This is a genomic window from Gordonia iterans (assembly GCF_002993285.1).
Taxonomy (GTDB): domain Bacteria; phylum Actinomycetota; class Actinomycetes; order Mycobacteriales; family Mycobacteriaceae; genus Gordonia; species Gordonia iterans.
On the sequence record NZ_CP027433.1, the window covers coordinates 3,284,290 to 3,304,973 of the forward strand.

At 69.3% G+C, this 20,684-nt stretch carries 21 protein-coding genes and 1 other RNA gene; 8 read left to right on the top strand and 14 right to left on the bottom strand.

Going from position 1 to position 20,684, the window contains the following annotated elements; genetic code table 11:
* Positions 1-81: 81 nt before the first annotated feature.
* The gene (locus tag C6V83_RS15120) at positions 82-612 is read right to left on the bottom strand and encodes a DinB family protein (RefSeq protein ID WP_105943086.1); all 531 of its coding nucleotides are present in this window, start codon (positions 610-612) and stop codon (positions 82-84) included.
* Between the two features lie 105 nt (positions 613-717).
* Between C6V83_RS15120 and C6V83_RS15125 the strand changes: the two genes are divergently transcribed.
* The gene (locus C6V83_RS15125) at positions 718-1,683 is read left to right on the top strand and encodes a helix-turn-helix transcriptional regulator (protein WP_105943087.1); all 966 of its coding nucleotides are present in this window, start codon (positions 718-720) and stop codon (positions 1,681-1,683) included.
* Positions 1,684-1,716: 33 nt separating this feature from the next.
* On the opposite strand, the gene C6V83_RS15130 is transcribed toward C6V83_RS15125, so the two are convergent.
* The 3 genes from C6V83_RS15130 to C6V83_RS15140 form a co-directional block, all read right to left on the bottom strand.
* Positions 1,717-2,466: a DsbA family protein gene (locus C6V83_RS15130; RefSeq protein WP_105943088.1), complete on the bottom strand. Its 750-nt coding sequence runs from the start codon at positions 2,464-2,466 to the stop codon at positions 1,717-1,719.
* 39 nt (positions 2,467-2,505) lie between these two features.
* Entirely contained in the window at positions 2,506-4,155 is a 1,650-nt protein-coding gene (gene pgm / locus C6V83_RS15135; protein ID WP_105943999.1) for a phosphoglucomutase (alpha-D-glucose-1,6-bisphosphate-dependent), read from the bottom strand.
* 175 nt (positions 4,156-4,330) lie between these two features.
* Complete coding sequence (locus C6V83_RS15140; RefSeq protein ID WP_105944000.1) at positions 4,331-4,984, bottom strand: M23 family metallopeptidase; 654 nt, start codon at positions 4,982-4,984, stop codon at positions 4,331-4,333.
* Positions 4,985-5,190: 206 nt separating this feature from the next.
* Between C6V83_RS15140 and C6V83_RS15145 the strand changes: the two genes are divergently transcribed.
* The 4 genes from C6V83_RS15145 to C6V83_RS15160 all read left to right on the top strand — a co-directional run bounded on the left by C6V83_RS15145 (position 5,191) and on the right by C6V83_RS15160 (position 8,794).
* Positions 5,191-5,778: an alpha/beta hydrolase gene (locus tag C6V83_RS15145; protein WP_105943089.1), complete on the top strand. Its 588-nt coding sequence runs from the start codon at positions 5,191-5,193 to the stop codon at positions 5,776-5,778.
* Positions 5,779-5,859: 81 nt separating this feature from the next.
* Positions 5,860-6,696: an ABC transporter ATP-binding protein gene (locus C6V83_RS15150; RefSeq protein ID WP_105943090.1), complete on the top strand. Its 837-nt coding sequence runs from the start codon at positions 5,860-5,862 to the stop codon at positions 6,694-6,696.
* Position 6,697: 1 nt separating this feature from the next.
* Complete coding sequence (locus tag C6V83_RS15155) at positions 6,698-7,864, top strand: ABC transporter permease (protein ID WP_105943091.1); 1,167 nt, start codon at positions 6,698-6,700, stop codon at positions 7,862-7,864.
* A gap of 69 nt (positions 7,865-7,933) precedes the next feature.
* Positions 7,934-8,794, top strand: a complete 861-nt coding sequence (locus C6V83_RS15160) for a 3-hydroxyacyl-CoA dehydrogenase (protein WP_105943092.1) — start codon at positions 7,934-7,936, stop codon at positions 8,792-8,794.
* A gap of 7 nt (positions 8,795-8,801) precedes the next feature.
* Here C6V83_RS15160 and C6V83_RS15165 read toward each other — a convergent pair whose 3' ends face one another.
* Positions 8,802-9,566, bottom strand: a complete 765-nt coding sequence (locus C6V83_RS15165; protein WP_105943093.1) for an SDR family NAD(P)-dependent oxidoreductase — start codon at positions 9,564-9,566, stop codon at positions 8,802-8,804.
* Between the two features lie 144 nt (positions 9,567-9,710).
* On the opposite strand from C6V83_RS15165, the gene C6V83_RS15170 reads away from it, so the two are divergent.
* Positions 9,711-11,357 (top strand): long-chain fatty acid--CoA ligase, encoded by a 1,647-nt coding sequence (locus tag C6V83_RS15170; RefSeq protein WP_105943094.1) that lies wholly within the window; start codon positions 9,711-9,713, stop codon positions 11,355-11,357.
* 531 nt (positions 11,358-11,888) lie between these two features.
* On the top strand, positions 11,889-13,145 hold the full coding sequence (locus C6V83_RS15175; RefSeq protein WP_105943095.1) for a neocarzinostatin apoprotein domain-containing protein: 1,257 nt from the start codon (positions 11,889-11,891) through the stop codon (positions 13,143-13,145).
* 278 nt (positions 13,146-13,423) lie between these two features.
* Here C6V83_RS15175 and C6V83_RS18395 read toward each other — a convergent pair whose 3' ends face one another.
* Positions 13,424-13,936, bottom strand: a complete 513-nt coding sequence (locus tag C6V83_RS18395) for a TetR/AcrR family transcriptional regulator (protein ID WP_407646285.1) — start codon at positions 13,934-13,936, stop codon at positions 13,424-13,426.
* A gap of 23 nt (positions 13,937-13,959) precedes the next feature.
* On the opposite strand from C6V83_RS18395, the gene C6V83_RS15185 reads away from it, so the two are divergent.
* Complete coding sequence (locus C6V83_RS15185) at positions 13,960-14,517, top strand: MBL fold metallo-hydrolase (protein ID WP_234353764.1); 558 nt, start codon at positions 13,960-13,962, stop codon at positions 14,515-14,517.
* Positions 14,518-14,577: 60 nt separating this feature from the next.
* Here the strand turns inward: C6V83_RS15185 and ssrA are convergent.
* From ssrA to prfB, 8 genes are all read right to left on the bottom strand, one after another.
* Positions 14,578-14,951: a transfer-messenger RNA gene (ssrA, locus tag C6V83_RS15190) on the bottom strand.
* A 139-nt stretch (positions 14,952-15,090) separates the two neighbouring features.
* Positions 15,091-15,873: a hypothetical protein gene (locus C6V83_RS15195; protein WP_105943098.1), complete on the bottom strand. Its 783-nt coding sequence runs from the start codon at positions 15,871-15,873 to the stop codon at positions 15,091-15,093.
* A gap of 3 nt (positions 15,874-15,876) precedes the next feature.
* Positions 15,877-16,353 carry an SsrA-binding protein SmpB gene (smpB, locus tag C6V83_RS15200; protein ID WP_105943099.1) on the bottom strand — a complete coding sequence of 159 codons (477 nt, stop codon included), beginning with the start codon at positions 16,351-16,353 and terminating at the stop codon, positions 15,877-15,879.
* 27 nt (positions 16,354-16,380) lie between these two features.
* The gene (ftsX, locus tag C6V83_RS15205; RefSeq protein ID WP_105943100.1) at positions 16,381-17,286 is read right to left on the bottom strand and encodes a permease-like cell division protein FtsX; all 906 of its coding nucleotides are present in this window, start codon (positions 17,284-17,286) and stop codon (positions 16,381-16,383) included.
* A 13-nt stretch (positions 17,287-17,299) separates the two neighbouring features.
* The gene (gene ftsE / locus C6V83_RS15210) at positions 17,300-17,980 is read right to left on the bottom strand and encodes a cell division ATP-binding protein FtsE (protein ID WP_105943101.1); all 681 of its coding nucleotides are present in this window, start codon (positions 17,978-17,980) and stop codon (positions 17,300-17,302) included.
* 52 nt (positions 17,981-18,032) lie between these two features.
* Positions 18,033-18,620 carry a hypothetical protein gene (locus tag C6V83_RS15215; protein WP_105943102.1) on the bottom strand — a complete coding sequence of 196 codons (588 nt, stop codon included), beginning with the start codon at positions 18,618-18,620 and terminating at the stop codon, positions 18,033-18,035.
* Positions 18,617-19,561 carry a mechanosensitive ion channel family protein gene (locus C6V83_RS15220; protein WP_105943103.1) on the bottom strand — a complete coding sequence of 315 codons (945 nt, stop codon included), beginning with the start codon at positions 19,559-19,561 and terminating at the stop codon, positions 18,617-18,619. Before C6V83_RS15220 ends, C6V83_RS15215 begins: the two co-directional genes overlap by 4 nt.
* Entirely contained in the window at positions 19,551-20,669 is a 1,119-nt protein-coding gene (gene prfB, locus C6V83_RS15225; RefSeq protein ID WP_105943104.1) for a peptide chain release factor 2, read from the bottom strand. Before prfB ends, C6V83_RS15220 begins: the two co-directional genes overlap by 11 nt.
* Positions 20,670-20,684 lie beyond the last annotated feature (15 nt).

Below are 20,684 nucleotides of genomic sequence, written 5' to 3' on the forward strand. Positions count from 1 at the left end.
GCAGCTCGGGTTCGAGGTCGCGCCAGGTCAGCGAACTCCTGCCGCCCACCGCTCCTTCGCGAGGAACGACGACGACCCGCCCTAACCCATGCTCTTGGCGCCGTCCAGGGACTCGCGGATGATGTCGGCGTGGCCGGCGTGCTGGGCGGTCTCGGCGATCAGATGCGTCACGACCCGGCGGATCGACCACTCGGCCTCGGTGAACCACGGCGCCTCGGGCAGCTTGTGCTTCACGTCGAGCGACTCCGCGTTCGCGATCAGCTCGTCGGTGCGCGCGGCGATCTCGTCGTACCTGGCGATCACCTCGTCGAGGGTCTCGCCCGGCTGCAGCGCGAACTCCTTGTCCCGCTCGGCGTAGTCGTCCTCGGTCAGCTCGGTGAAATCCTTCCCGTGCGCGAGCGCTTGCGCGCCGTGCTGAAAGAAGTCCGCCCAGCCGGCCTCGGTCAAGGCGACGTGCTTGATCAGACCGCCGATGGTCAGTGCGCTGACCGTGGTGCGCTCGGACGCCTGCTCGGTGGTCAGGTCCCGGGCGGTGAACTTCAGAAAGAAGCGGGCCTGCCCGAGGGAGGCCAGCAGATCGGCGCGCTCACCGGTGATCGTCGTCGTGCTCATGATGTCCTGCTTCCGTCGTGGATCAACTTGTACCCACTACGCTAAGACCCATAGCGGCCAGTTTCTGTCACCTATTTCGGCCGTGGACCTTCAGGAGCGACGACGATGGGCGACACCGGATCCCGCAGACTGCGGCTGCTCTCCCTGCTGCAGGCCCGGCGCTTCTGGCTCGGCGCCGACCTCGCCGGCGAACTCGGCGTCTCGCTGCGCACATTGCGCCGCGACGTCGACCGGCTGCGCGATCTCGGTTACCCGGTCGACGCCGACCGCGGCGTGGGCGGCGGCTACCAGCTGGCCCACGGCGCCTCGCTGCCGCCGCTGGTGCTCGACGACGACGAGGCCGTCGCGGTGACGGTGGGCCTGCTGACGTCTGCGCAGTCGCCGATCTCCGACATCGCCGAGACCTCCGCCCGGGCGCTCGCAAAGGTGATCCCGGTGATGCCGGCCCGATTGCGCCGCCGGGTCGAGGCGCTCAAGGCGGTGACCGTCAGCGCGGAGAGAACCTGGTCAGGCACGCAGACGGACTTCGAGACCCTGGTGGCCACGGCCCGTGCCTGCCGCGACGACGAGCGGATCGTCTTCGGGTACACCGCCGCCGACGGCGCGCAGTCGCAACGCCGGGTGGAACCCCACCGGCTGGTGACGCTCGGCCGGCGCTGGTATCTGGTGGCCTACGACGTCGAGCGGTCCGACTGGCGCTCGTTCCGGCTCGACCGCATGACCGGAGTGGACAACACCGGCGTGAAGTTCGGCCGGCGCACGATCCCCGGCGGCGACGCCGCGGAGTACGTGCGCCACGCGGTGGCCGCGCGGTCCCGCACCTGCGCCGTCGTGGAAGTCGCCGGGGATGCCGAAGCCGTCGGCGACGTACTGGGCCGCTGGGCGTCGGTCACCGCGCTCGCACCCGGCCGGTGCCGCGTGGAGATCGACACCGATTCGCTCGACTGGGCCGCGGCGGTCGTCGGCTTCTCCGGCTGCCGCGCGCTGCGTGCCGATCCGCCGGAGTTCGCCGAGCGGCTCCGCGACTGGGCGGGGCGGCTGGTTCCGCCCGAGGTCCCGGGCCCGCCGTGAACCGCCCAGCGGGAAACTCGCGCCGACCGGCGACTACGTGGAGGCGCCGCCGGTGACGAGATCGCCGACCCAGCCGTCGCCGTCCATGATCCCGTCGACCGGCTGACCGCCGACCAGCACCGTGGGGGTCGCGACCTTGCCTTTGTTCGAGTTGGACAACTGCTGCCGGGACTGGTCGGCCATCTCCGTGGCCTCGTCCACCCCGGCGCCGTCGGCGATGCACGTGCGGGCGGCCTCGTTCGCACCGGCCTGCCCGGCGATCTCGGCGATCTGCTCGTTGCTCAGGTCGCTCTCGGCATCCGGGCCCGGGGCCTTCGCGAACAGCTCCGAGTGCAGCCGGTCGAATACTTTGACGTCGCCGTGCCGGGCGACGCACACGATCGCCCCGGCCGCGCGCGAGGAGTAGCTCCCCGACGGCGACCTGTCGTCCATGAAGGTCAGCAGGTGGTAGCGGATCCGCAGCTGGCCCGCCTGCGCCGCGGCCGCCAGCGCCGACCCGGACTGCGCCTCGAACTGTTGACAGCTCGGGCAGGAGAAGTCTTCGAAGACGTCGACGGTGGCCCGCGCGGTGATCGGGTCGCCGACGATGAACGCCGCGTTCTCGGCGAGCACCTTCTCGTCGACGTCGGGGTAGCTCTTGTTCGCGTTCCACACGAAGCCGCCGATCACCAGCGCCACCACCAGAACGCCGATCCCGGCCAGGAGGTAGGTCGACCTGCTCGAGGTGGCCCTCGGCCGGTAGTCGCGATTCTCCTTCGGGGCGGGCGTGTTCTTCTTGCTCACGCGCCCGACTGTACCGACCTGACCGGCTCGGCCCGCTCGTCAGGCCAGGGCCGAGTCGACGAGCTCCTGCGCGGCCGCCTGCACCTGCGCGAGATGCTCGGCGCCCAGGAAGCTCTCGGCGTAGATCTTGTAGACGTCCTCGGTGCCCGACGGCCGCGCGGCGAACCAGGCGTTCTCGGTGGTGACCTTCAGTCCGCCGATCGGCGCACCGTTGCCCGGCGCCTCGGTGAGGACGGCCGTGATCGGCTCGCCCGCCAGCTCGGTGGCGGTCACCTGCTCCGGCGAGAGCGCCGCCAGCGCGGCCTTCTGCGCCCGGTCCGCCGGTGCGTCGATGCGCGCGTAGGCGCTCGAGCCGTACTGTTCGGCGAGCTCGGCGTAGCGCTGCGAGGGCGTCTTGCCGGTCACCGCGAGGATCTCCGAGGCCAGCAGGTCCATGATGATGCCGTCCTTGTCGGTGGACCACGGCAGACCGTCGAAGGTCAGGAACGACGCGCCCGCGCTCTCCTCGCCGCCGAACCCGACCGTGCCGTCGGCCAGCCCGTCGACGAAGAACTTGAAGCCGACCGGCACCTCGATCAGCTCGCGGCCGATGCCGGCGACCACCCGATCGATCAGCGACGACGACACCAGCGTCTTGCCGACCGCGGTGCGCTCACTCCAGCCGGGCCGGTGGGTGAACAGGTAATCGATGGCGACGGCCAGATAGTGGTTCGGGTTCATCAGGCCCGCATCGGCGGTGACGATCCCGTGTCGGTCGGCGTCGGCGTCGTTGCCGGTGGCGATCTGGAACTGCTCGCGCTGGGCGATCAGGGAGGCCATCGCGTTCGGCGACGAGCAGTCCATCCGGATCTTGCCGTCGGTGTCGAGCGTCATGAAGCCGAACGCCGGGTCGGTCTCGGGGTTCACCACCGTCAGGTGCTCGAGGTCGTAGTAGCGCTTGATCGCCTGCCAGTACGCGACGGATGCCCCGCCGAGCGGGTCCGCGCCGATCGCGATCCCCGCCGCCCGGATCGCGTCCATGTCGACCACCTCGCGCAGGGCCGCCACGTACTCGTCGACGAACGCGTAATCGGTCACCAGCGGGCTGCGGCGCGCCTGCTCGAAAGGAAGGCGCTTGACGCCCTGCAGACCGCGTTCGAGGAGTTCGTTCGCGCGGGCGGCGATCACCGAGGTGATCGATCCGTCGGCGGGCCCGCCGTTGGGCGGGTTGTACTTGAAGCCGCCGTCGGCCGGCGGGTTGTGCGACGGGGTCACGACGATGCCGTCGGCACGACCGGACTCCACCGCATCGCCGCTCGCGTTGAACGCCAGGATCGCGCGGCTCACCGCGGGAGTGGGGGTGAACTCGTCGTCGGCGGCGGTCATCACCGAGATGCCGTTGGCGACGAGGACTTCGAGGGCGCTGCGCCAGGCCGGGATCGAGAGCAGATGCGAGTCGAAACCGATGAACACCGGACCGGTGATGTTCGCCGAATCGCGGTAGTCGACGATCGCCTGGGTCATCGCCAGGACATGCTTCTCGTTGAACGCGCCGTCGACGCTGCTGCCCCGGTGGCCGGAGGTCCCGAACACCACGCGCTGGTCGGGATCGGCGGGGTCGGGCTCGATGTCGTAATAGGCGCGCTCCACCGCGCCGACGTCGATCAGATCTTCGGTCTGCGCCGGTGTGCCGGCCCGCGGGTGCGCCATGCCCCGATTCTGCCACCCGGCGGTTGAACGCAGCAGCCACATCGGCCCGGCCTCCTCGCGGTCAGCCGGTCGTACGGGGCCATCCTGGCGATGCGGCACCGGGCACCTATCGGGCCCTTCTCGTGGTCAATCCGGTCTGTCGGCGCCCGGCCCGCGAGTGGGCGGCGCCGCCGGATCAGAGGTGAACGCCCCGCCTGGCCAGCCAGGCGTGCGGGTTGACCGGATCACCGCTGGCGTTCCAGACCTCGTAGTGCAGGTGGGGGCCGGTCGAGTTGCCGCGGTTGCCGACGGTGCCGATCTGTTGCCCGGCGGTGACCCGCTGTCCCTTGCGCACGAAGCTCTTGTCGACGTGTCCGAAGACGCCGGTGGTGCCGTCGTCCTGCCTGACGCGGATCCACTGTCCGTAGCCCGAGGCGGGGCCGGATTCGAGGACGACACCGTCGGTCACCGCGTATACGGGTGTACCGATCTTGTTGGCGATGTCGACGCCGTTGTGGTGGGCGCCCCAGCGGGGCCCGTATTTCGAAGTGACGGTGCCCGATGCCGGCTTGACGGCCTTGCCCGGCATGGGGAGCGTCGGAGGCGTCAGGCGACCGATCGCATCCTCGAGTTCCGGAGGCAGGTTCACGTTCTCCGGCAGCGTGATGTTCCCGGGCAGCGCGACTGGCGCGGCGGGCTTCGCCGCCGCTTCACCGGCCGAGACGGTGGCAAGTCCGACGGCACCCGCGAAAGCGGCGATCGCACCGACGCGGACCGGCGCCGAGGTCCGGCGCGGCCGAGCTACGCGATGGCGACCGCGCCGACCGGGCTGCCCGGCTGCGGGATTCATGGAGTTGTCGGTGTTCAGGCGATACTGCGACACAAGCACGTCCGTTCGAGGTTTGGTAACGATTTGAGATCGATAAGGACACGACGAGGCTACCTGATGTGATTGTCGGTGCCAAAAGCGCCGGGCGGAGCCGTCGTCGCGCCCAGCGCGACGGGCGAAGCGCCACCGGTACGCGGTGCGCCGGCGCGGGGCAATACAGTGCAGGCATGCCCTCCCCCAAGCTCGCCGTTCTGGTGCTGCCCGGCGGCACCGACTTCAGCTACAAGCCGTTCTCCCGCACGCAGAGCTCGGCCATGCGGATGTATCCGTTCAGCCTCTCCATCCAGGCCCGCTTCCCCCGGTCGGTCCGCGTCCACCAGGCCACCTACCGGGTGTACGGCTGGAACGGCGGTCAGGCGAGCCCGATGCCGTACGCCCGCAACTCGCTCCAACAACTCAAGCGCCGCTACCCGGACACGCCGATCGCTCTGATCGGCCATTCCATGGGCGGACGCATCGTGGCCCAGCTCGGCGCCGACCAGCAGGTGTCCGACATCCTCGCGCTGGCCCCCTGGTGGCAGTTCGCCGACTGGCGCCACATCCACGACGACGCCCGCGTGCTCGCCATCCACGGCGAGAACGACACCCTGACCCGGCCGCGCCGCACGGAGAAGGGCATCGCCGAGCTGGTCGCCCGGGGCGTCGACGCCGAGTTCGTCTCGGTGCCGAACGGCGGCCACGCCATGCTCGACCACCTCGGACTCTGGCACGGCAAGGCGCTCGACTTCGTCGGAGAGGCTGTGCGGCGCACCTGACCCGACACACCGGGAGCAGACACGCGCGAGCACCGGCGCCGACGTCCCCGTTTCGGTGCCGCCGCACGTAATCTCTGTCGCATGACCCTCGTAGCGACCGGCTTGGCGCGCTCGTTCGGCAGGCATCCGGCAGTGGCCGAGGCGGATCTGGGCCTGACTCCGGGCCGCATCACCGGACTCGTCGGCCCCAACGGCGCGGGCAAGACCACTCTCCTGCTGATGCTCGCCGGACTCCTCCGCCCCGACAGCGGGACGCTGACCGTCGACGGTCGCGCCGCCGACGAGCGAACCCTGCGCGCCCAGTCCGGCTGGATGCCCGACGTCTTCGGGACCTGGGACTCGCTGACTCCGCGCGAGATCCTGGTGACCTTCGCCCGGCTCTACGGGGCCGGCGCCGCCGCGGCTGCCTCCCGCGCCGACGAACTGCTGGCCATGGTCCACCTGACCGATCACGCAGCGCGCCCGGCCAGCGAGCTCTCGCGCGGCCAGAAGCAGCGCCTCGGTCTGGCCCGCGCACTGGTCAACCGTCCACGGTTCCTGTTCCTGGACGAGCCCGCCTCCGGTATGGACCCGCGCTCCCGCGTCGAGCTCCGCGACCAGCTCCGGGCCGTCGCCGACGCCGGCGCCGCGATCCTGATCTCCAGCCACATCCTCACCGAACTGGACGAGATGGTCGACGACGTGGTGCTGATGACCGGCGGCCGCACTCGGCCCGCAGGCCCCACCGCCATCCGCTGGCGCCTCCGCCTGGCCGGTCAGCCCGAGTCCACGGCCACCGTCATCGACCTCGACGACGACGCCGCCGCGGCCGCCTACCTCGCCCGGGCGATCGCCGCCGGCCAGCCGGTCGCCGAGTTCACCCGGATCTCCGCCGGGCTCGAACAGGCCTACCTCGACATGCACGCGGATCGGACCTGACATGACCCTCGACTCCCCCGACCGACGAGTCCCGGCCGCCCCGGACCGTTCCTTCGCGCAGGCCGCCACCAACGTCCGCGTGATCACCGTTCTCGAGCTCCGCCAGCGCATCCGCTCGACGCGCTGGAAATGGACGGCGCTGGCGCTGTTCCTGCTGATCACCGCGATTGTGTTCGGATCCCTCTACCTGGCGACGCTGGACGATCACACCGGCGGTGCCTACCACGCGTGGACCCGCGAACTGCTCACCGTGGTGCTCGGGGCCGTGCTCTTCATCGGCATGATCGGTGCACCGGCGATCAGTGCGGCGACGATCAACGGCGACCGTCGCGACGCGACGCTGGCCGTGGTGCAGGCGACGCCGATCACCGGAACCCAGCTCGCGCTCGGCAAGTTCCTCGGCGCCTGGATCGCCACGCTCGTGTTCTTCCTGATCGCCTCGCCCTACCTGATCTGGGGAATCGCGACGGCGGCCAGTTCGGTCGGCTTCTCGATCCTGGCGATCGTGGTGACGGCCCTGCTGCTCGGCAGCTACTGCGCGATCGGCCTCGGATGGTCGTCGCTTTCGACGCGCCCGACGGCGTCGACCATGCTCACTCTCGCGACAGTGCTCCTGTTGCTGATCGGGCTCCCGGCCGCGTTCGGGCTGGCCCTGCCGTCGGTCGAACAGGAGCACACCGTCGTCGCCGCGGACCGTCAGTGGGACCGGGTGAAGGCGGATGCGGACCCGGAGTACCAGGGCGACTGCGTCGACCGCGAACAGAGGCGGAAGTTCACCCACACCGAGCGGATCTGGTGGCTGCTGGCGCCGAACCCGGTGCTGATCGTCGCCGACACCCTCGCAGCCGGTACTCCGCCGACGACGTACGGATGGGGCCTGCGGTTCACGGATACGAGCCTCGCTCGCTACCAGTCCACCAGCGTGCCGGCCCATGTCGCCCACGAGATCTCGTCGGTGCGGAACGGCCCGGAGATCACCGCGGCCCGATGCGCGGCTCCGTACTCGCCACACGGCGACGACTACCTGGAGAAGGACCGCTACGCAGGACATCTCTGGTACCTCGGACTCGCCTTCACTCTGATCCTCGGGCTGATCGGCTTCGCCGTCGCCGCACGACGACTCCGGATCCCCGCCGGGAAACTCCCCAAGGGCGTCCGGGTCGCCTGACGCGGTGGACCAGGGACCTTCGGCCCCGATTCCCGGCGACCTCACCCGCCGTCGGATAGCGTCCGGCACATGGGAGAAATCAATCGCATCACCGTGCTCGGCACCGGCGTCCTCGGCTCGCAGATCGCCTTCCAGTCCGCCTTCAAGGGCAAGACGGTCATCGCCTACGACCTGAACGACGACATCCTGGAGAACGCGAAGGCACACGCCGCCGAACTGGCCCAGACCTACCTCGACCAGGTCCCGGGCGCCACCCGCGACGACGTCGACGGTGCGCTGGGCCGCCTGAGTTTCACCTCCGACCTCGCCGAGGCGGCCGGTCACGCGGACCTGGTGATCGAGGCGATCCCGGAAGTCCTGAAGATCAAAGAAGACACCTTCACGAAGCTGAACCAGCTCGCACCGGCGTCGACCATCTTCGCCACCAACTCCTCCACCCTGCTGCCCAGCGACATCGCGCCGTCCACCGGTCGCCCGGACCGCTTCGTCGCCATGCACTTCGCCAATCGGGTCTGGCAGTTCAACACCTGCGAGATCATGGGCACCCCGCAGACCAGCAAGGAGACCTTCGACGCCGCGGTCGACGCGGCGAAGCAGATCGGGATGGTGCCCATCCCGATGCACAAGGAGAAGGCCGGCTACGTGCTGAACTCGCTGCTGGTCCCGTTCCTGAACGCCGCCGCCGAACTCGCCGCTGGCGATTACGCCGACCCGACGTCGGTGGACGAGGTGTGGCGGATCGCCACCGGTGCGCCGCTCGGCCCGTTTCAGATCTACGACATCATCGGGCTCACCACGCCGTACAACATCATGATGGCCGGGGACGCCGAGCAGCAGAAGCTCGCCGCCTGGCTCAAGTCCGAGTACATCGACAAGGGCTACCTCGGCCTCGCCTCGGGCCGCGGGTTCTACGACTACTCGACCCAGTAGCCGACCGTCAGGTCACCAGGGTTCCGCCGTCGACGGGGAGGGTGACCCCGGTCAGGTAACTGCTGGCGTCGCTCGCGAGAAAGATGAGCGCCGGGTCCAACTCCCCGGCCTTGCCGAGCCTGCCGAACAGGGTCCGGGGCACCGCGTACTCGTCGAGGACCCCGTCCGCGAACTCTGCGGTCATCTCGGACTCGAAGTAGCCGGGCGCCAGCGCGTTGACCCGGACGCCTTTGCGCGGTGTCCACTGCTGGGCGAGGTCGCGGGTCAGACCGATCACCGCGGACTTGCTCGCGCTGTACGCCGCCTGCGGCATCAGCACGCTGGTGAGGCCGAGGATGCTGGCGATGTTGACGATCGACGACCCGGGCTGCATCACGCGGCCGCACGCCTGCGCCATGAAGTAGGTGCCGTTCAGGTTGACGTCGATCACCCGTCGGAACTCGTCGGGCGTCTCCCGGGTCGCGGGAACCGAGGTCCCGATGCCGGCGTTGTTCACCAGGACGTCGACCTTCCCGAACTCGGTCAGTGCGGCCTCGACCACCGCGGTGCAGGCGTCCGGGTCGGTCACGTCGCACGCCACTGCCAGCGCCCGGCGACCTCGCTCGCGCACCGCCTCCGCGGTCTCGGCGAGCCGGTCGGCGCGGCGCGCGGCCAGCACCACGTCGGCGCCCGCCTCGGCGAGTGCTTTCGCGAAGCCCACGCCCAGTCCGCTGGAGGCGCCGGTGACCACGGCGACCCTGCCGTCGAGCCGAAATGCGTCCAGCACCGTCATCGCAACCTCTCCTCACCGCCTGTGCGGTTCCCGGGCGCAGTGTCCCGGGAACGCCGACTAGGACGATATCGCCCGCTGTGGCGTGCCGCACTGTCAGGATGGAATTCGCATTCACCTCACACCTGACGAAGGAGACCGCCGCCCATGATCCAGTCGACGATGCAAGACGGTTCGCTGACCATCAGCAGTCTGCTCGAGCACAGCCGCACGTTCTTTCCCGAAGCGACGGTCAGCACGTGGACGGGTTCGGAACTGCGCACCGCCACCTTCGGCGAGATCGGCGACCAGGCCGCGCGGGTCGCGCACGCGCTCGGCGAACTCGGCGTCTCACTGGGCGACCGCGTCGCCACCTTCATGTGGAACAACAACGAACATCAGACGCTCTACGCGGCGGTCCCGGCGATGGGCGCGGTCCTGCACACGCTGAACCTGCGGCTCTCGCCGGAGCAGGCGATCTACATCATGAACCACGCCGAGGACAAGGTCGTGTTCGTCGACGCCAGCGTGGCCCCGCTGCTGCAGAACTATGCGCCGCAGACGCCGTCGCTGAAGCACGTCGTCGTCGTGAACGGCCCGAAGGACGCGTTCACCGCGCCGGACGGCGTGACCGTCCACGCCTGGGACGAGCTGCTCGACGGCAAGCCCACGCACTACGAGTGGCCCGAGCTGGACGAGCGGACCGCCGCAGCCATGTGCTACACCTCCGGCACCACCGGCGATCCCAAGGGCGTCGTCTACTCGCACCGGTCGATCTATCTGCACTCCTTCCAGGTGACCTCCACCTCCGGCATGGCCCTGGCGAACTCCGACACCGCCCTGGTGATCGTGCCGATGTTCCACGCGATGAGCTGGGGCATGCCGTACGCGGCGATGATGGCGGGCGCCAGCCTGATCCACCCCGACCGGTTCCTGCAGCCCGAACCCCTGCTGGCGATCATGAGACAGGCGAGGCCGACGATGACTGCGGCGGTGCCGACCATCTGGTCGGGAGTCGCCGCAATGCTCGACGCGCAGCCGCAGGACATCTCGCATCTGCGGGCCGTGGTGGTCGGCGGCTCGGCGGTGCCGGAAGCGATGATGCGCAAGTTCGACGAGTACGGCGCGCCGATCATCCACGCCTGGGGCATGACCGAGACCTCGCCGCTGGGCAGCGTCGCACACCCGCCGGCCGGAGTCGACGATCCCGAGACGGCCTTCACCTACCGGATCACGCAGGGCCGCTTTCCGGCGGCGGTCGACGGCCGGATCGTCGACCCGGACGGGAACGTGCTGCCGAACGACGGCGAGACCAGCGGCGAACTCGAAGTCCGCGGGCCGTGGATCACCGGCGCATACTACTCACCCGAGGGGAACGTCTCCGATCCGTCGAAGTTCCACGACGGCTGGCTGCGCACCGGCGACGTCGCCACCATCAGCCCGGACGGGTTCATGACCATCGTCGATCGCACCAAGGACATCATCAAGACCGGCGGCGAGTGGATCAGCTCGGTGGACCTGGAGAACACGATCGCCGGGCACCCGGACATCCTCGAGTGCACGGTGATCGGCGTCCCGGACGCCAAGTGGGACGAGCGGCCGTTCGTGCTCACGGTGCTGCGTGAGGGCGCCGCTCTCGACGTGCCGACCATCCGCGCCTGGCTGGAGGATCGGATCCCGCGTTGGCAGATCCCCGAGCGCTGGTCGTTCGGCGAAGAGGTCCCCAAGACCTCAGTCGGCAAGTTCGACAAAAAGCGCGTGCGGCAGCACTACGCCGACGGCCTCTACGACGTGGTCAATGCGCTCGAGTTGTGAGTCCGGCACCGCGGCCGGAATTCTCAGGAAACGGCCAGCTGCGCCGTTCTTCGCAGTTCAGACGGATCGGAGGGCGGGACATCCGGCGTCCTCCGGAGGGGCGATGTGAGGACCGGCACTATCCAGGTCCTCTGATCTGGTTACAGTGGGATAGTCCGAACAGATGACGAGAGGAACCTCACCAATGTTCGATCAGCAGTTGTGGACCTTGCTCCAGGACAACCCGGGCGTGCTCGAAGCACTGCTCCACGTGTTCTCCGGAACCGCCTGAGTCGCGGTTCTCCCGACCGAGTCCCCTCCCTCGCCCTGTGCGCGGGAGGGGACTCGTCTCTTCTCCGACGCGATGCGCCCCCTCGGGACGCGCCTCGTCTAAGGTCGCCGCGGGCTCCGCGCCGCCGTGGAGCCCCGCTGAGGCTGATTCGCGCCCGGTGTCCCCCATTTCATGCCACAAACCCCGGGGGCGGGCGGACAGGGCGCCGCCGGCGCCTATCCTGTTCGTTGTTGCATCGTCGAGTCACCGAGGAGATCTAGATGCGCCCACCGGGCACCCGTGGCACCGTCCGTCGACTCCTCCCGTTGCTCCTCGCCGCGGCCTTCGCGATCCTCACGCTCACGACGGGCTTCGCATCCGGCGCCGCGTCCGCCGAGCCGACGGCCGGACCGAAGCTCACGGTGACGCCGGCGACCGACCTCGCGACCGACGACGTGGTGACCGTCACCGGCACCGGGTTCGCCCGCAGCACCAGACTCTTCGTGATGGAGACCGTCACCCTGCCCCGAACCGGCGTCCCGGTGGCGCACACAGGCCGCAAGGCGGTCACCACCGACCGCACCGGCTCGTTCACCGCCAAGATCACTGTTAAGCAGCGGTTCGCCGCCGTCGACTGCGCCGAGACCCGCTGCTTCGTCACCGCCGTCACCGCCGCCCCGCACGCCCTGCTCAACCCCGGGCAGCGGGCGTCGGCGCCGATCTCCTTCCAGGGCGAGCCCACGCTCACCGTCGTGCCGCAGCGCGACCTGCAGCGCGGCGACGAGGTCACAGTGACCGGCACCGGTTTCGCGCGGGGCAGTCGGCTGCATGTCGCACAGACCGTCGCCCGGCCGGCGAACGGCCGCCCGGCGCTGCACCGCGAACCGGTGACGGTCACCGCAGACGCGGCCGGCAAGTTCACCGCGCGCGTGACCGTGGCCCCGATGATCAAGGACGTCAAGTGCCTGGAGGTGGGCTGCTTCATCGCGGCCTACCCGGTCGAGCCGACCGCCGCGAATCGCACCAACGACGCCTGGACGCCGATCTCCTTCGACCCCTCGGACCGGACGACGGTCGAGATCGAGCACCCGAAGATCGAGCAGGCCGAGACGGCCCGCATCAAGATCACCGGCGCACAGCCGGGCGACCGCTACGCCGTCGCCGTCGAGGGTCCCGGCGAGTTCAGCGCACAGCCGTTCGTGACCGCGGATAAGGACGGCAACGCGACGATCCTGATGATGTCGAACTTCGATCAGGAGATCGGCGACTACACCGTCCGGCTGACCACCGACCGCACCGGCAACGAGACCACGACGTCGTTCACCGTCGGCACCAGCGCCTTCACGAATCCGGCACAGGAGTCCGGCGAGGAGATCGCGAATCCGCAGCTGCTGCCGGGTGAGTGGCCGACCGCCGCCGAGCCGCCGCCGAGCAAGAGCCTGTGGTCTTCTCCCTGGACCCTCGGGATCGGCATCGCCGGGATCCTGTTCCTGTGCGTGCTGGGCTGGTTCGCCCGCGACCGGCCTGCCCGCCGCTGACCCTGCCCGCCGCTGACCCTGTCCGCCGCTGACCCTGCCCGCTGCTGACCCGTCGGCGACCGCCGCCGCCGGACGGGCGACCTCACGGGCCCACCTGTACTGGTGTCCCGTGACACTAGTGTCCCGTGTCGGAAGTTTCTCGATGGTTGCCGGGAGTCCGATGGGCGGCCGGCAAGGCGGACGAGGGAGGGATACCGGCAGGTATCCTGACCGAGGACAACGCCGCCAGACGTTCATCGGGCCCCGGCATACCGCGAAAGAACTTTCGACACGGGACACTAGTACGGCAGGTAGAGACGCAGCGCGTCCTCGATCAGCGCGTCCAGCGCGGCGCCGGCCGCTCGGTGGTCGGGATCGCTGCGGCTGAGCTGCAGCGCACCGAGGTACGTCGAATACACCAGCTGTGCGCGGCGTTTCGCTTCGTCCGCACCGAGGCCCAGCTCGCGATACGTCGCGGCGATCACCGCCGTTCGGGCGGTGTTGACGCGGGTGACCGCGTCCCGCACTCGCGCGTCCCCCAGCTCCCCGAGGAGGCTGATCTGGGCGGACGGCGCATCGCGGTGCGCGAACCGGAAGGCGGTGTCGACGATGCGCCGCAGGCGCTGCGCGGGATCGGCGATCTCGGCCAGGGCCGTCAGCTCACCGCCGACGTGTGCCTCGACCCAGTAGTCGAGCGCCCGTTGCACCAGCTCCGCGCGATTGCCGAAGTGCGCGTAGAAGCTGCCCTTGGTCACGCCGAGCCGCCGCGCCAACGGTTCCACCGCCACCGCCGCGACGCCGCCCTCGGCGATCGGTCCTCGGGCTCGCGGACGCCTTGGGGCAGACCGGACTGAGCACCGGAGACATCGACTTCGTCCTCCCCACGCATCTGCACTGGGACCACATCTCGGGCGTTCTGGAACTCCCCGGCGAGACGCCGCTGCACATCAGCCGCGCCGAGCACAGCTGGGCCACCGCCGGCGGCGGACGCGGCATCAACCTCCCCGTGCGTCCGCTCGCCGGGCGGGACTTGACGCCCTACGAGCTCGACGGTCCGCCGGTCCTCACTTTCGAGCGCAGCCACGACCTGTTCGGTGACGGCGGCGTCGTCCTGGTCGACATGGCCGGACACACGCCGGGCAGCGTCGGCGTCCTGCTCGCGCTCGACGACGGCTCGCGGGTGCTCCTGGTCGGCGATGCCGTCTGGCACACCCGCCAGGTGACCGAGATCCGGCAGAAGGCGCCCTTTCCCGGCATGCTGGCCGACTCCGACCGGACCGCCGCGTTCGCGACGATCCACCGCATCCACGCCCTGCCGCCCGGAATTCACATCGTGCCCAGCCACGACCGCGACGCGAGCACGCGGTGGATCCACCCGGCCTTCCGCGCGTAGACCGAACGCCGAGAAAGGTCGAACCCCCGGCACGAATGCCGGGGGTTCGAACCTCACCAGTGGTGGAGCTGCCGGGAATTGAACCCGGGTCCTCCGTCACGTCGGTAGGGCTTCTCCGTGTGCAGTCCGCTGTGTCTCTACTCGGATCTCCCGGTCTCACGAACAAGCCGAGATGACGATCCCAGTCGCTGTGGGTTGTCCCGCCTCCGCCCGCGACCGGCGAACGACGGTGAGTTCCCTAGCTGATGCCGGCATCCGGGTTCGGGAACGAAAACCCGGGCCGACAGACTAGCCTCGCTGATCAGGCAGCGAGAGCGTAGTCGCGCTGATTGGAATCGGCGCTTAATTGGTTGCTGCGACGCTTACGGTGGTCTCCAGCCTGCACCGACACGCTTCCCCTACCTCGATGTACGTAGTCGAAACCGATCAGCCCCGAGGTAGTGCCCGCCGCTTTGGCGGACTACCTATGGTAACGCGTTCGACTCCGGAAATCATCCCGGTCTTCTTGACGCCGGGCCGGAAGCGGTGCCGCCGGCACGCCGGAGACGAACCGCGGGTCCCGCGGACCGCGAGTCAGCCGATGCGCAGCAGCGCGGTGTCGCCGGGTGACAGGGTCACCGCGAGCCGGCCGTCGACCGAGTGGATGCGCCGTCCGGTCCAGACGTCGGTGGCCGGGACCGAATCGTCCCCGGCGAGGTTGAGGTCGGCGATCGCCACCGAGACCTCCGGCGACGACTCCGGTCCGCCCCGGCTCAACGATACGAGCAGGCCCGACTCCCCGATCGCCCGCGAGTAGACCTGCTCGTCGCCGCCGACCGGCGCGCCGGGAACACGGCGGTCGTCGCGTGCCAGCTCGATCGCCTGCCGGTCGGCGATCAGCTCCAGAGAAGCGGACGGGAGCCGAGCGATCTCGCCGCTGAACACCAGCGACTCGGCGAGCATGATGCGCCGGGAGATCGCCGAGCGCAGCGCATGGGCGGGCGTCCCTCCGGCGATCGCGCTCGCGACGCGAGCGTCGTCGACCCGCACGCGTTCGACGCGCAGACCCCGCTCGTCCAGGTACCGCCGGAGCTCCGCATCGTCGACGGCGGGCACCGGCTCGTCGCACGGCACCAAAAGCGTCGTGTAACCGGCTTCGCGCAGTCGCGTGCGGACGAGTTCGTCGGCCTGCGACCGGATCGAATCGACGGTGATCTCACCGCCGGGACCCGAACACTCCCCCGCGTACCCGACCAGGAAGCCGAGCGTGGGCGGCGGCGCCTGCTGCGGCTCCTCCGCGGCCGGGGCGCAGCCGGTCAGCGCCAGCAGCGCCGCGACCATCGCGATCAGCGGAGCGGACCGAAGCGGACGCGGCACTCGTCACATCCCCTTGACGCGCCGTCCGAGCTCCCGCTCCACCTCGCGCTTGGCGGTCCGCTCGGCGATGTCGCGCCGCTTGTCGTGCGCCTGCTTGCCCTTGGCCAGGGCCAACTCCACCTTGGCGTAGCCGTCGCTGAAGTACATCTGCAGCGGCACCAGCGTGAGGTTCCCGTCCTGCACCTTGCCGGTCAACTGATCGATCTCCCGGCGGTGCAGCAGCAGCTTCCGCTTGCGGCGCACCGGATGGTTGGTCCACGACCCGTGCCCGTACTCGGCGATGTGCAGCGCGTGCAGCCAGACCTCGCCGTTCTCGATCGTCGCGAACGCGTCGACCAGCGAGGCCTTACCCTCCCGCAGCGCTTTGACCTCGGTGCCCTGCAGCACGATCCCGCACTCGTAAGTGTCGAGGATCGTGTAGTTGTGCCGCGCCTTCCGGTTGGTGGCGATCACCGCCGACCGGCCCTTCTCCCTGGGCACCGTGAACTCCTTACTCGAGGTGATGACTCATTCCCGGACGTAGACGCGCAGGGTGCCGTAGGCGGTGACGCCCGCCAGGACGACGCCGGTCAGCAGCAGCCACGGCGAGACGAACCAGACGTCGGCCGCGGTGATGCGCGCCAAGATGTTCACACCGTAGAGGTCCTCGAGCGCTTTGTCGAAGAAGAATATCTTCGCCAGGAACAGACCGCCCACGGCCAGGGCCGCACCGACCACCGCGGCGATCACCGCCTCCAACAGAAACGGCAGCTGGGTGTACCAGCGGGTGGCGCCCACCAGCCGCATGATCGACACCTCCGTACGCCGCGTGTACGCGGCGATCTGAACGGTGTTGGCGATCAACAGGATCGCAGCCACCGCAAGCACCGCAGCGATCGCGAAGGCGGCGTTGCGGGCGCCGTCGAGCACACTGAAGATCCGTTTGACCAAGTCTCGCTGGTCGAGCACGCCGTCGACGCCGGGGGCCCGGGCGAACTTGTCCAGGATCGCGCCGAACCGCTCGGGGTCGTCGACCCGCACGCGCAGCGCGGCCTGGTACGGATCGGGCCGGATGAACTCGGCGAGTTCGGGCGAACTCTCCTCCCATGCCGCCTTGGCCCGCTCGAAGGCCTGCTGCTTGCTGATGTAGGTCACCGTCGCGACGCCCGGCTCGGCCTCGATCTCGCGCTTGGTCGACGCGCACGGATCGGCCGTGCAGTTCGCGTCGGCGGCGGTGACGTCGTCGTTGAGGAAGAACTGCATCTCGACCCGGTCGAGGAAGATCTTCTGGCTCTTGTCGGCCATCTGGATCACCAGCAGGCCGCCGCCGAGCATGCCGAGGGTCACCGCGGTGGTCAGGATCATGGCCAGAGTCATCGTGAGGTTGCGGCGGAAGCCGTTGAGGACCTCGCTGAGAATGAAGTGTGCGCGCATGTTCGTCGCCTCCCTATCCGTAGACGCCGTACTCGTCGTTGCGCACGAGTCTGCCGTCGGCGAACTCGAGCACGCGCCGGCGCATGGCGTCGACGATGTGCCTGTCGTGCGTGGCCATGACCACCGTGGTGCCCCGGCGATGGACGCGGTCGAGCACCTCGACGATCTCCTCGGAGGTGTCCGGGTCCAGGTTGCCCGTCGGCTCGTCGGCCAGCAGCACCGCCGGCCGGTTCACGATCGCCCGCGCGATCGCCACGCGCTGCATCTCGCCGCCGGACAACTCGTTGGGCATCCGGTCGGACTTGCCGGCCAGCCCCACGTACTCGAGCACCTCGGGTACCGACTCCCGGATGGTCGACGCCGGCTTGCCGATCACCTCCAGCGCGAAGGCCACGTTGTCGGCGACCGTCTTCTGCTGCAGCAGCCGGAAATCCTGGAACACGCAGCCGATCGACTGCCGGAGCTTCGGCACCTGCCGGCTGCGGAGCTTGTTCACGTGGAAGTCGTTGACCCACACGTCGCCGGAGGTCGGCTTGTCTTCTTTGAGCAGCAGCCGGAAGAACGTCGACTTGCCGGACCCGGACGGCCCGATGAGGAACGCGAACTCACCCTTGTCGAGTTCGAGCGTCAGGTCGGACAACGCGGGCCGGGTGGACTTCGGGTATTGCATCGTCACGTCGGACAGCTTGATCACAGCGTGCAGTCTAACGACGACGGCTGAGAGCGTCGCTCAGGCGCGCGACGAGCTACTGCGCGGGCACGCTCCCGGTCGGGCTCTCGGTCTCCTCCTGGGGCGACGGCGTCTGGGTAGTCGGCGTGGTGCCGCGTCCCGGAAGACGGTCGTACCAGTGCGTCGTCGTGGGCGAGGACTGCGTTCCGGTCTCGTCGCTGCCGGACGGCTCACTCGGCTCGGAGGTCTCGTGCGAGGTGGGCGCCGGGGTGTGCTCGGTAGTCGGCTCCGCCGGCCTGGTGTACGCCGGGGGCGTCGGGGCCTCGCCGTAGTAGCTGGTGGTCCACCCGTACATCGCCAGGCCGACGAAGAACAGCAAGACCAGGATCACCGTCGTCGTCCGCACATGCGTCCGGTAGATGTGATTGAACCGGCTCCACCACTTCATCACCGTCGGCGGATCCGGCTCGGCGGCCTCCTTCTTGGCCTCGATCGCCTCCAGCTGGTCGGTGTCGAGCAGTTCGGCCTCCGGCGTCAGCGCCATCGACGGCGGAATCTGCGCGGTCTCGGGCTTGCGCCGATGCGCCGGACCGGCGGGCCGGGGATCGGGCCGGCCGTCGTCGCCGTTCGCCGGTCCGTTCTGCGGCGCCTCCCCGTCGGTCATCCTTCGCCCCCTTCGTCCCCGGCCGGCGCGGGCACCTTGGCGGCGACCGTGATGCCGCTGCGCGCCAGCGCCGCCACGATCCGCACGCGGAGCGCACGGCTCACGTCGAACTGCTTGCCCGGCAGGGTGCGCGCGACCATGCGCACGGTCACCGAGTCCAGTTCCAGATTGGTCACGCCCAACGGCTCCGGCGCGTCCAGCAGCAGACGGTTCCACTTCGGGTCGCGGTAGAAGGCCTTGCCGACCGCGGTCAGCGTCTCGGTGACCTGGGTGATGTCGGCGTCGGCGGGCACCGGCACGTCGACGACGGCGCGCGCCCACTCGCGCGAGAGGTTGTTCACCTTGATGATCTGGCCGTTGGGGACCGTGATCATCTCGCCGTCGCTGGTCCGCAGCCGGGTCACGCGCAGGGTGACGTCCTCGACGGTGCCCTCGGCGATGGACGTGCCGGTCACGGTCAGCCGCACCACGTCGCCGTAGCCGTACTGTCGCTCGGCGACCACGAAGAAGCCCGCGAGGACGTCCTGGACGATGCGCTGTGCACCGAAACCGAGGGCCGCGCCGACCACCGCCGACGGGCCGACCAGGGTGCTGAACTGGATCCCGAACACGGTCAAGACGTGCAGCAGGACCACCACCACGATCAGCGCGATGAGCGTCCACACCACGACGTCGACCAGCGCCCGCTGATGCTTGGCGTCCTCGGATTGCACGATCGCATCGGAGTTGTCGAACCGGTGGCTGGCCCGCAGGTCGTATCGGTTCCCCATCCACCGGACGAAGCGGATCACCAGGATGCCCGCGATGATCCACAGCACGATGTTCAGCCCGGACGTGGCGAACCACTTCTCCCAGGCGTTGGTCCACCCGGGCAGTCCGATCCGCTCGGTGAGATAGACGATGCCGTCGGAGCCGGCGGCGAGGATCTGGTCAGGCGTCATCGTCGTCGTTCATCCGCCATCGGATGCCGGCCTCGATGAACTCGTCCAGATCACCGTCCAGGACGGCCGACGGATTGTTGCCCTCGACGCCGGTGCGCAGGTCCTTGACCATCTGGTACGGGTGCAGCACGTACGAGCGCATCTGGTTGCCCCAGCTGGCGCCGGTGTCGCTCTTGAGCGCATCCATCTGCGCCCGCTCCTCCTGGCGCTTGCGCTCGAGCAGCTTGGCCGCGAGCACGCGCATGGCCGAGGCCTTGTTCTGGAGCTGACTCTTCTCGTTCTGGCAGGTGACGACGATGCCCGTCGGGATGTGCGTCAGGCGCACCGCCGAGTCGGTGGTGTTCACCGACTGTCCGCCAGGACCGGACGAACGGTAGACGTCGACCTTCACTTCGTTCTCGTCGATGTCGATGTGGTCGGTCTGCTCCACCACCGGCAGCACCTCGACCTCGGCGAAGGACGTCTGCCGGCGGCCCTGGTTGTCGAACGGGCTGATCCGCACCAAGCGATGCGTGCCCTGCTCCACCGACAGCGTGCCGTACATGTACGGGGCGTGCACGACGAAGGTGGCCGACTTGATGCCCGCCTCCTCGGCGTAGCTGGTGTCGTAGACCTCGACGGAGTAGTCGTGCTGCTCGGCCCAGCGGATGTACATGCGCATCAGCATCTGCGCCCAGTCCGCGGCATCGACGCCGCCGGCGCCCGAACGGATGTTGACCACGGCCTCGCGCGAGTCGTACTCGCCGGCGAGCATGGTGGTGACCTCCAGCGCCTCGATCTCCTTGCGCAGCTGGGCGCGCTCGGCGTCCGCATCGGCCTGAGCCTGCGCCTGGGCGTCGCCCTCTTCCATCTCGACCAGCTCGTACAGCACGGGCAGGTCGTCGAGGCGGCTGCGCAGATCGGTGACGCGGCGCAGTTCGGACTGGGCCCGCGAGAGACGGCTGGTGACCTGCTGAGCGTGGTCCTGGTCGTTCCACAGCTCCGGGTCGGAGGCCTGCATCTCCAGCTCGGAGATCCGGCTCCGGAGCTCGTCCGGATCCACCACCTTCTCGACCGTGGTGAGGGTGGTGTTCAGGGCGTCCAGATCAGCGGAGACTTCAGGGTGCACAACTGACCAGCGTAC

Bases quoted from the DNA above. Each gene is read 5' to 3' on its own strand.
- C6V83_RS15155 (WP_105943091.1), top strand. From the start codon at position 6,698: ATGACCCTCGACTCCCCCGACCGACGAGTCCCGGCCGCCCCGGACCGT.
- C6V83_RS15140 (WP_105944000.1), bottom strand. From the start codon at position 4,984: ATGAATCCCGCAGCCGGGCAGCCCGGTCGGCGCGGTCGCCATCGCGTA.
- C6V83_RS15175 (WP_105943095.1), top strand. From the start codon at position 11,889: ATGCGCCCACCGGGCACCCGTGGCACCGTCCGTCGACTCCTCCCGTTG.
- pgm (WP_105943999.1), bottom strand. From the start codon at position 4,155: ATGGCGCACCCGCGGGCCGGCACACCGGCGCAGACCGAAGATCTGATC.
- C6V83_RS15125 (WP_105943087.1), top strand. From the start codon at position 718: ATGGGCGACACCGGATCCCGCAGACTGCGGCTGCTCTCCCTGCTGCAG.
- C6V83_RS15215 (WP_105943102.1), bottom strand. From the start codon at position 18,620: ATGACCGACGGGGAGGCGCCGCAGAACGGACCGGCGAACGGCGACGAC.
- C6V83_RS15145 (WP_105943089.1), top strand. From the start codon at position 5,191: ATGCCCTCCCCCAAGCTCGCCGTTCTGGTGCTGCCCGGCGGCACCGAC.
- C6V83_RS15220 (WP_105943103.1), bottom strand. From the start codon at position 19,561: ATGACGCCTGACCAGATCCTCGCCGCCGGCTCCGACGGCATCGTCTAT.
- C6V83_RS15120 (WP_105943086.1), bottom strand. From the start codon at position 612: ATGAGCACGACGACGATCACCGGTGAGCGCGCCGATCTGCTGGCCTCC.
- C6V83_RS15170 (WP_105943094.1), top strand. From the start codon at position 9,711: ATGATCCAGTCGACGATGCAAGACGGTTCGCTGACCATCAGCAGTCTG.
- C6V83_RS15160 (WP_105943092.1), top strand. From the start codon at position 7,934: ATGGGAGAAATCAATCGCATCACCGTGCTCGGCACCGGCGTCCTCGGC.
- ftsX (WP_105943100.1), bottom strand. From the start codon at position 17,286: ATGCGCGCACACTTCATTCTCAGCGAGGTCCTCAACGGCTTCCGCCGC.
- C6V83_RS15165 (WP_105943093.1), bottom strand. From the start codon at position 9,566: ATGACGGTGCTGGACGCATTTCGGCTCGACGGCAGGGTCGCCGTGGTC.
- C6V83_RS15150 (WP_105943090.1), top strand. From the start codon at position 5,860: ATGACCCTCGTAGCGACCGGCTTGGCGCGCTCGTTCGGCAGGCATCCG.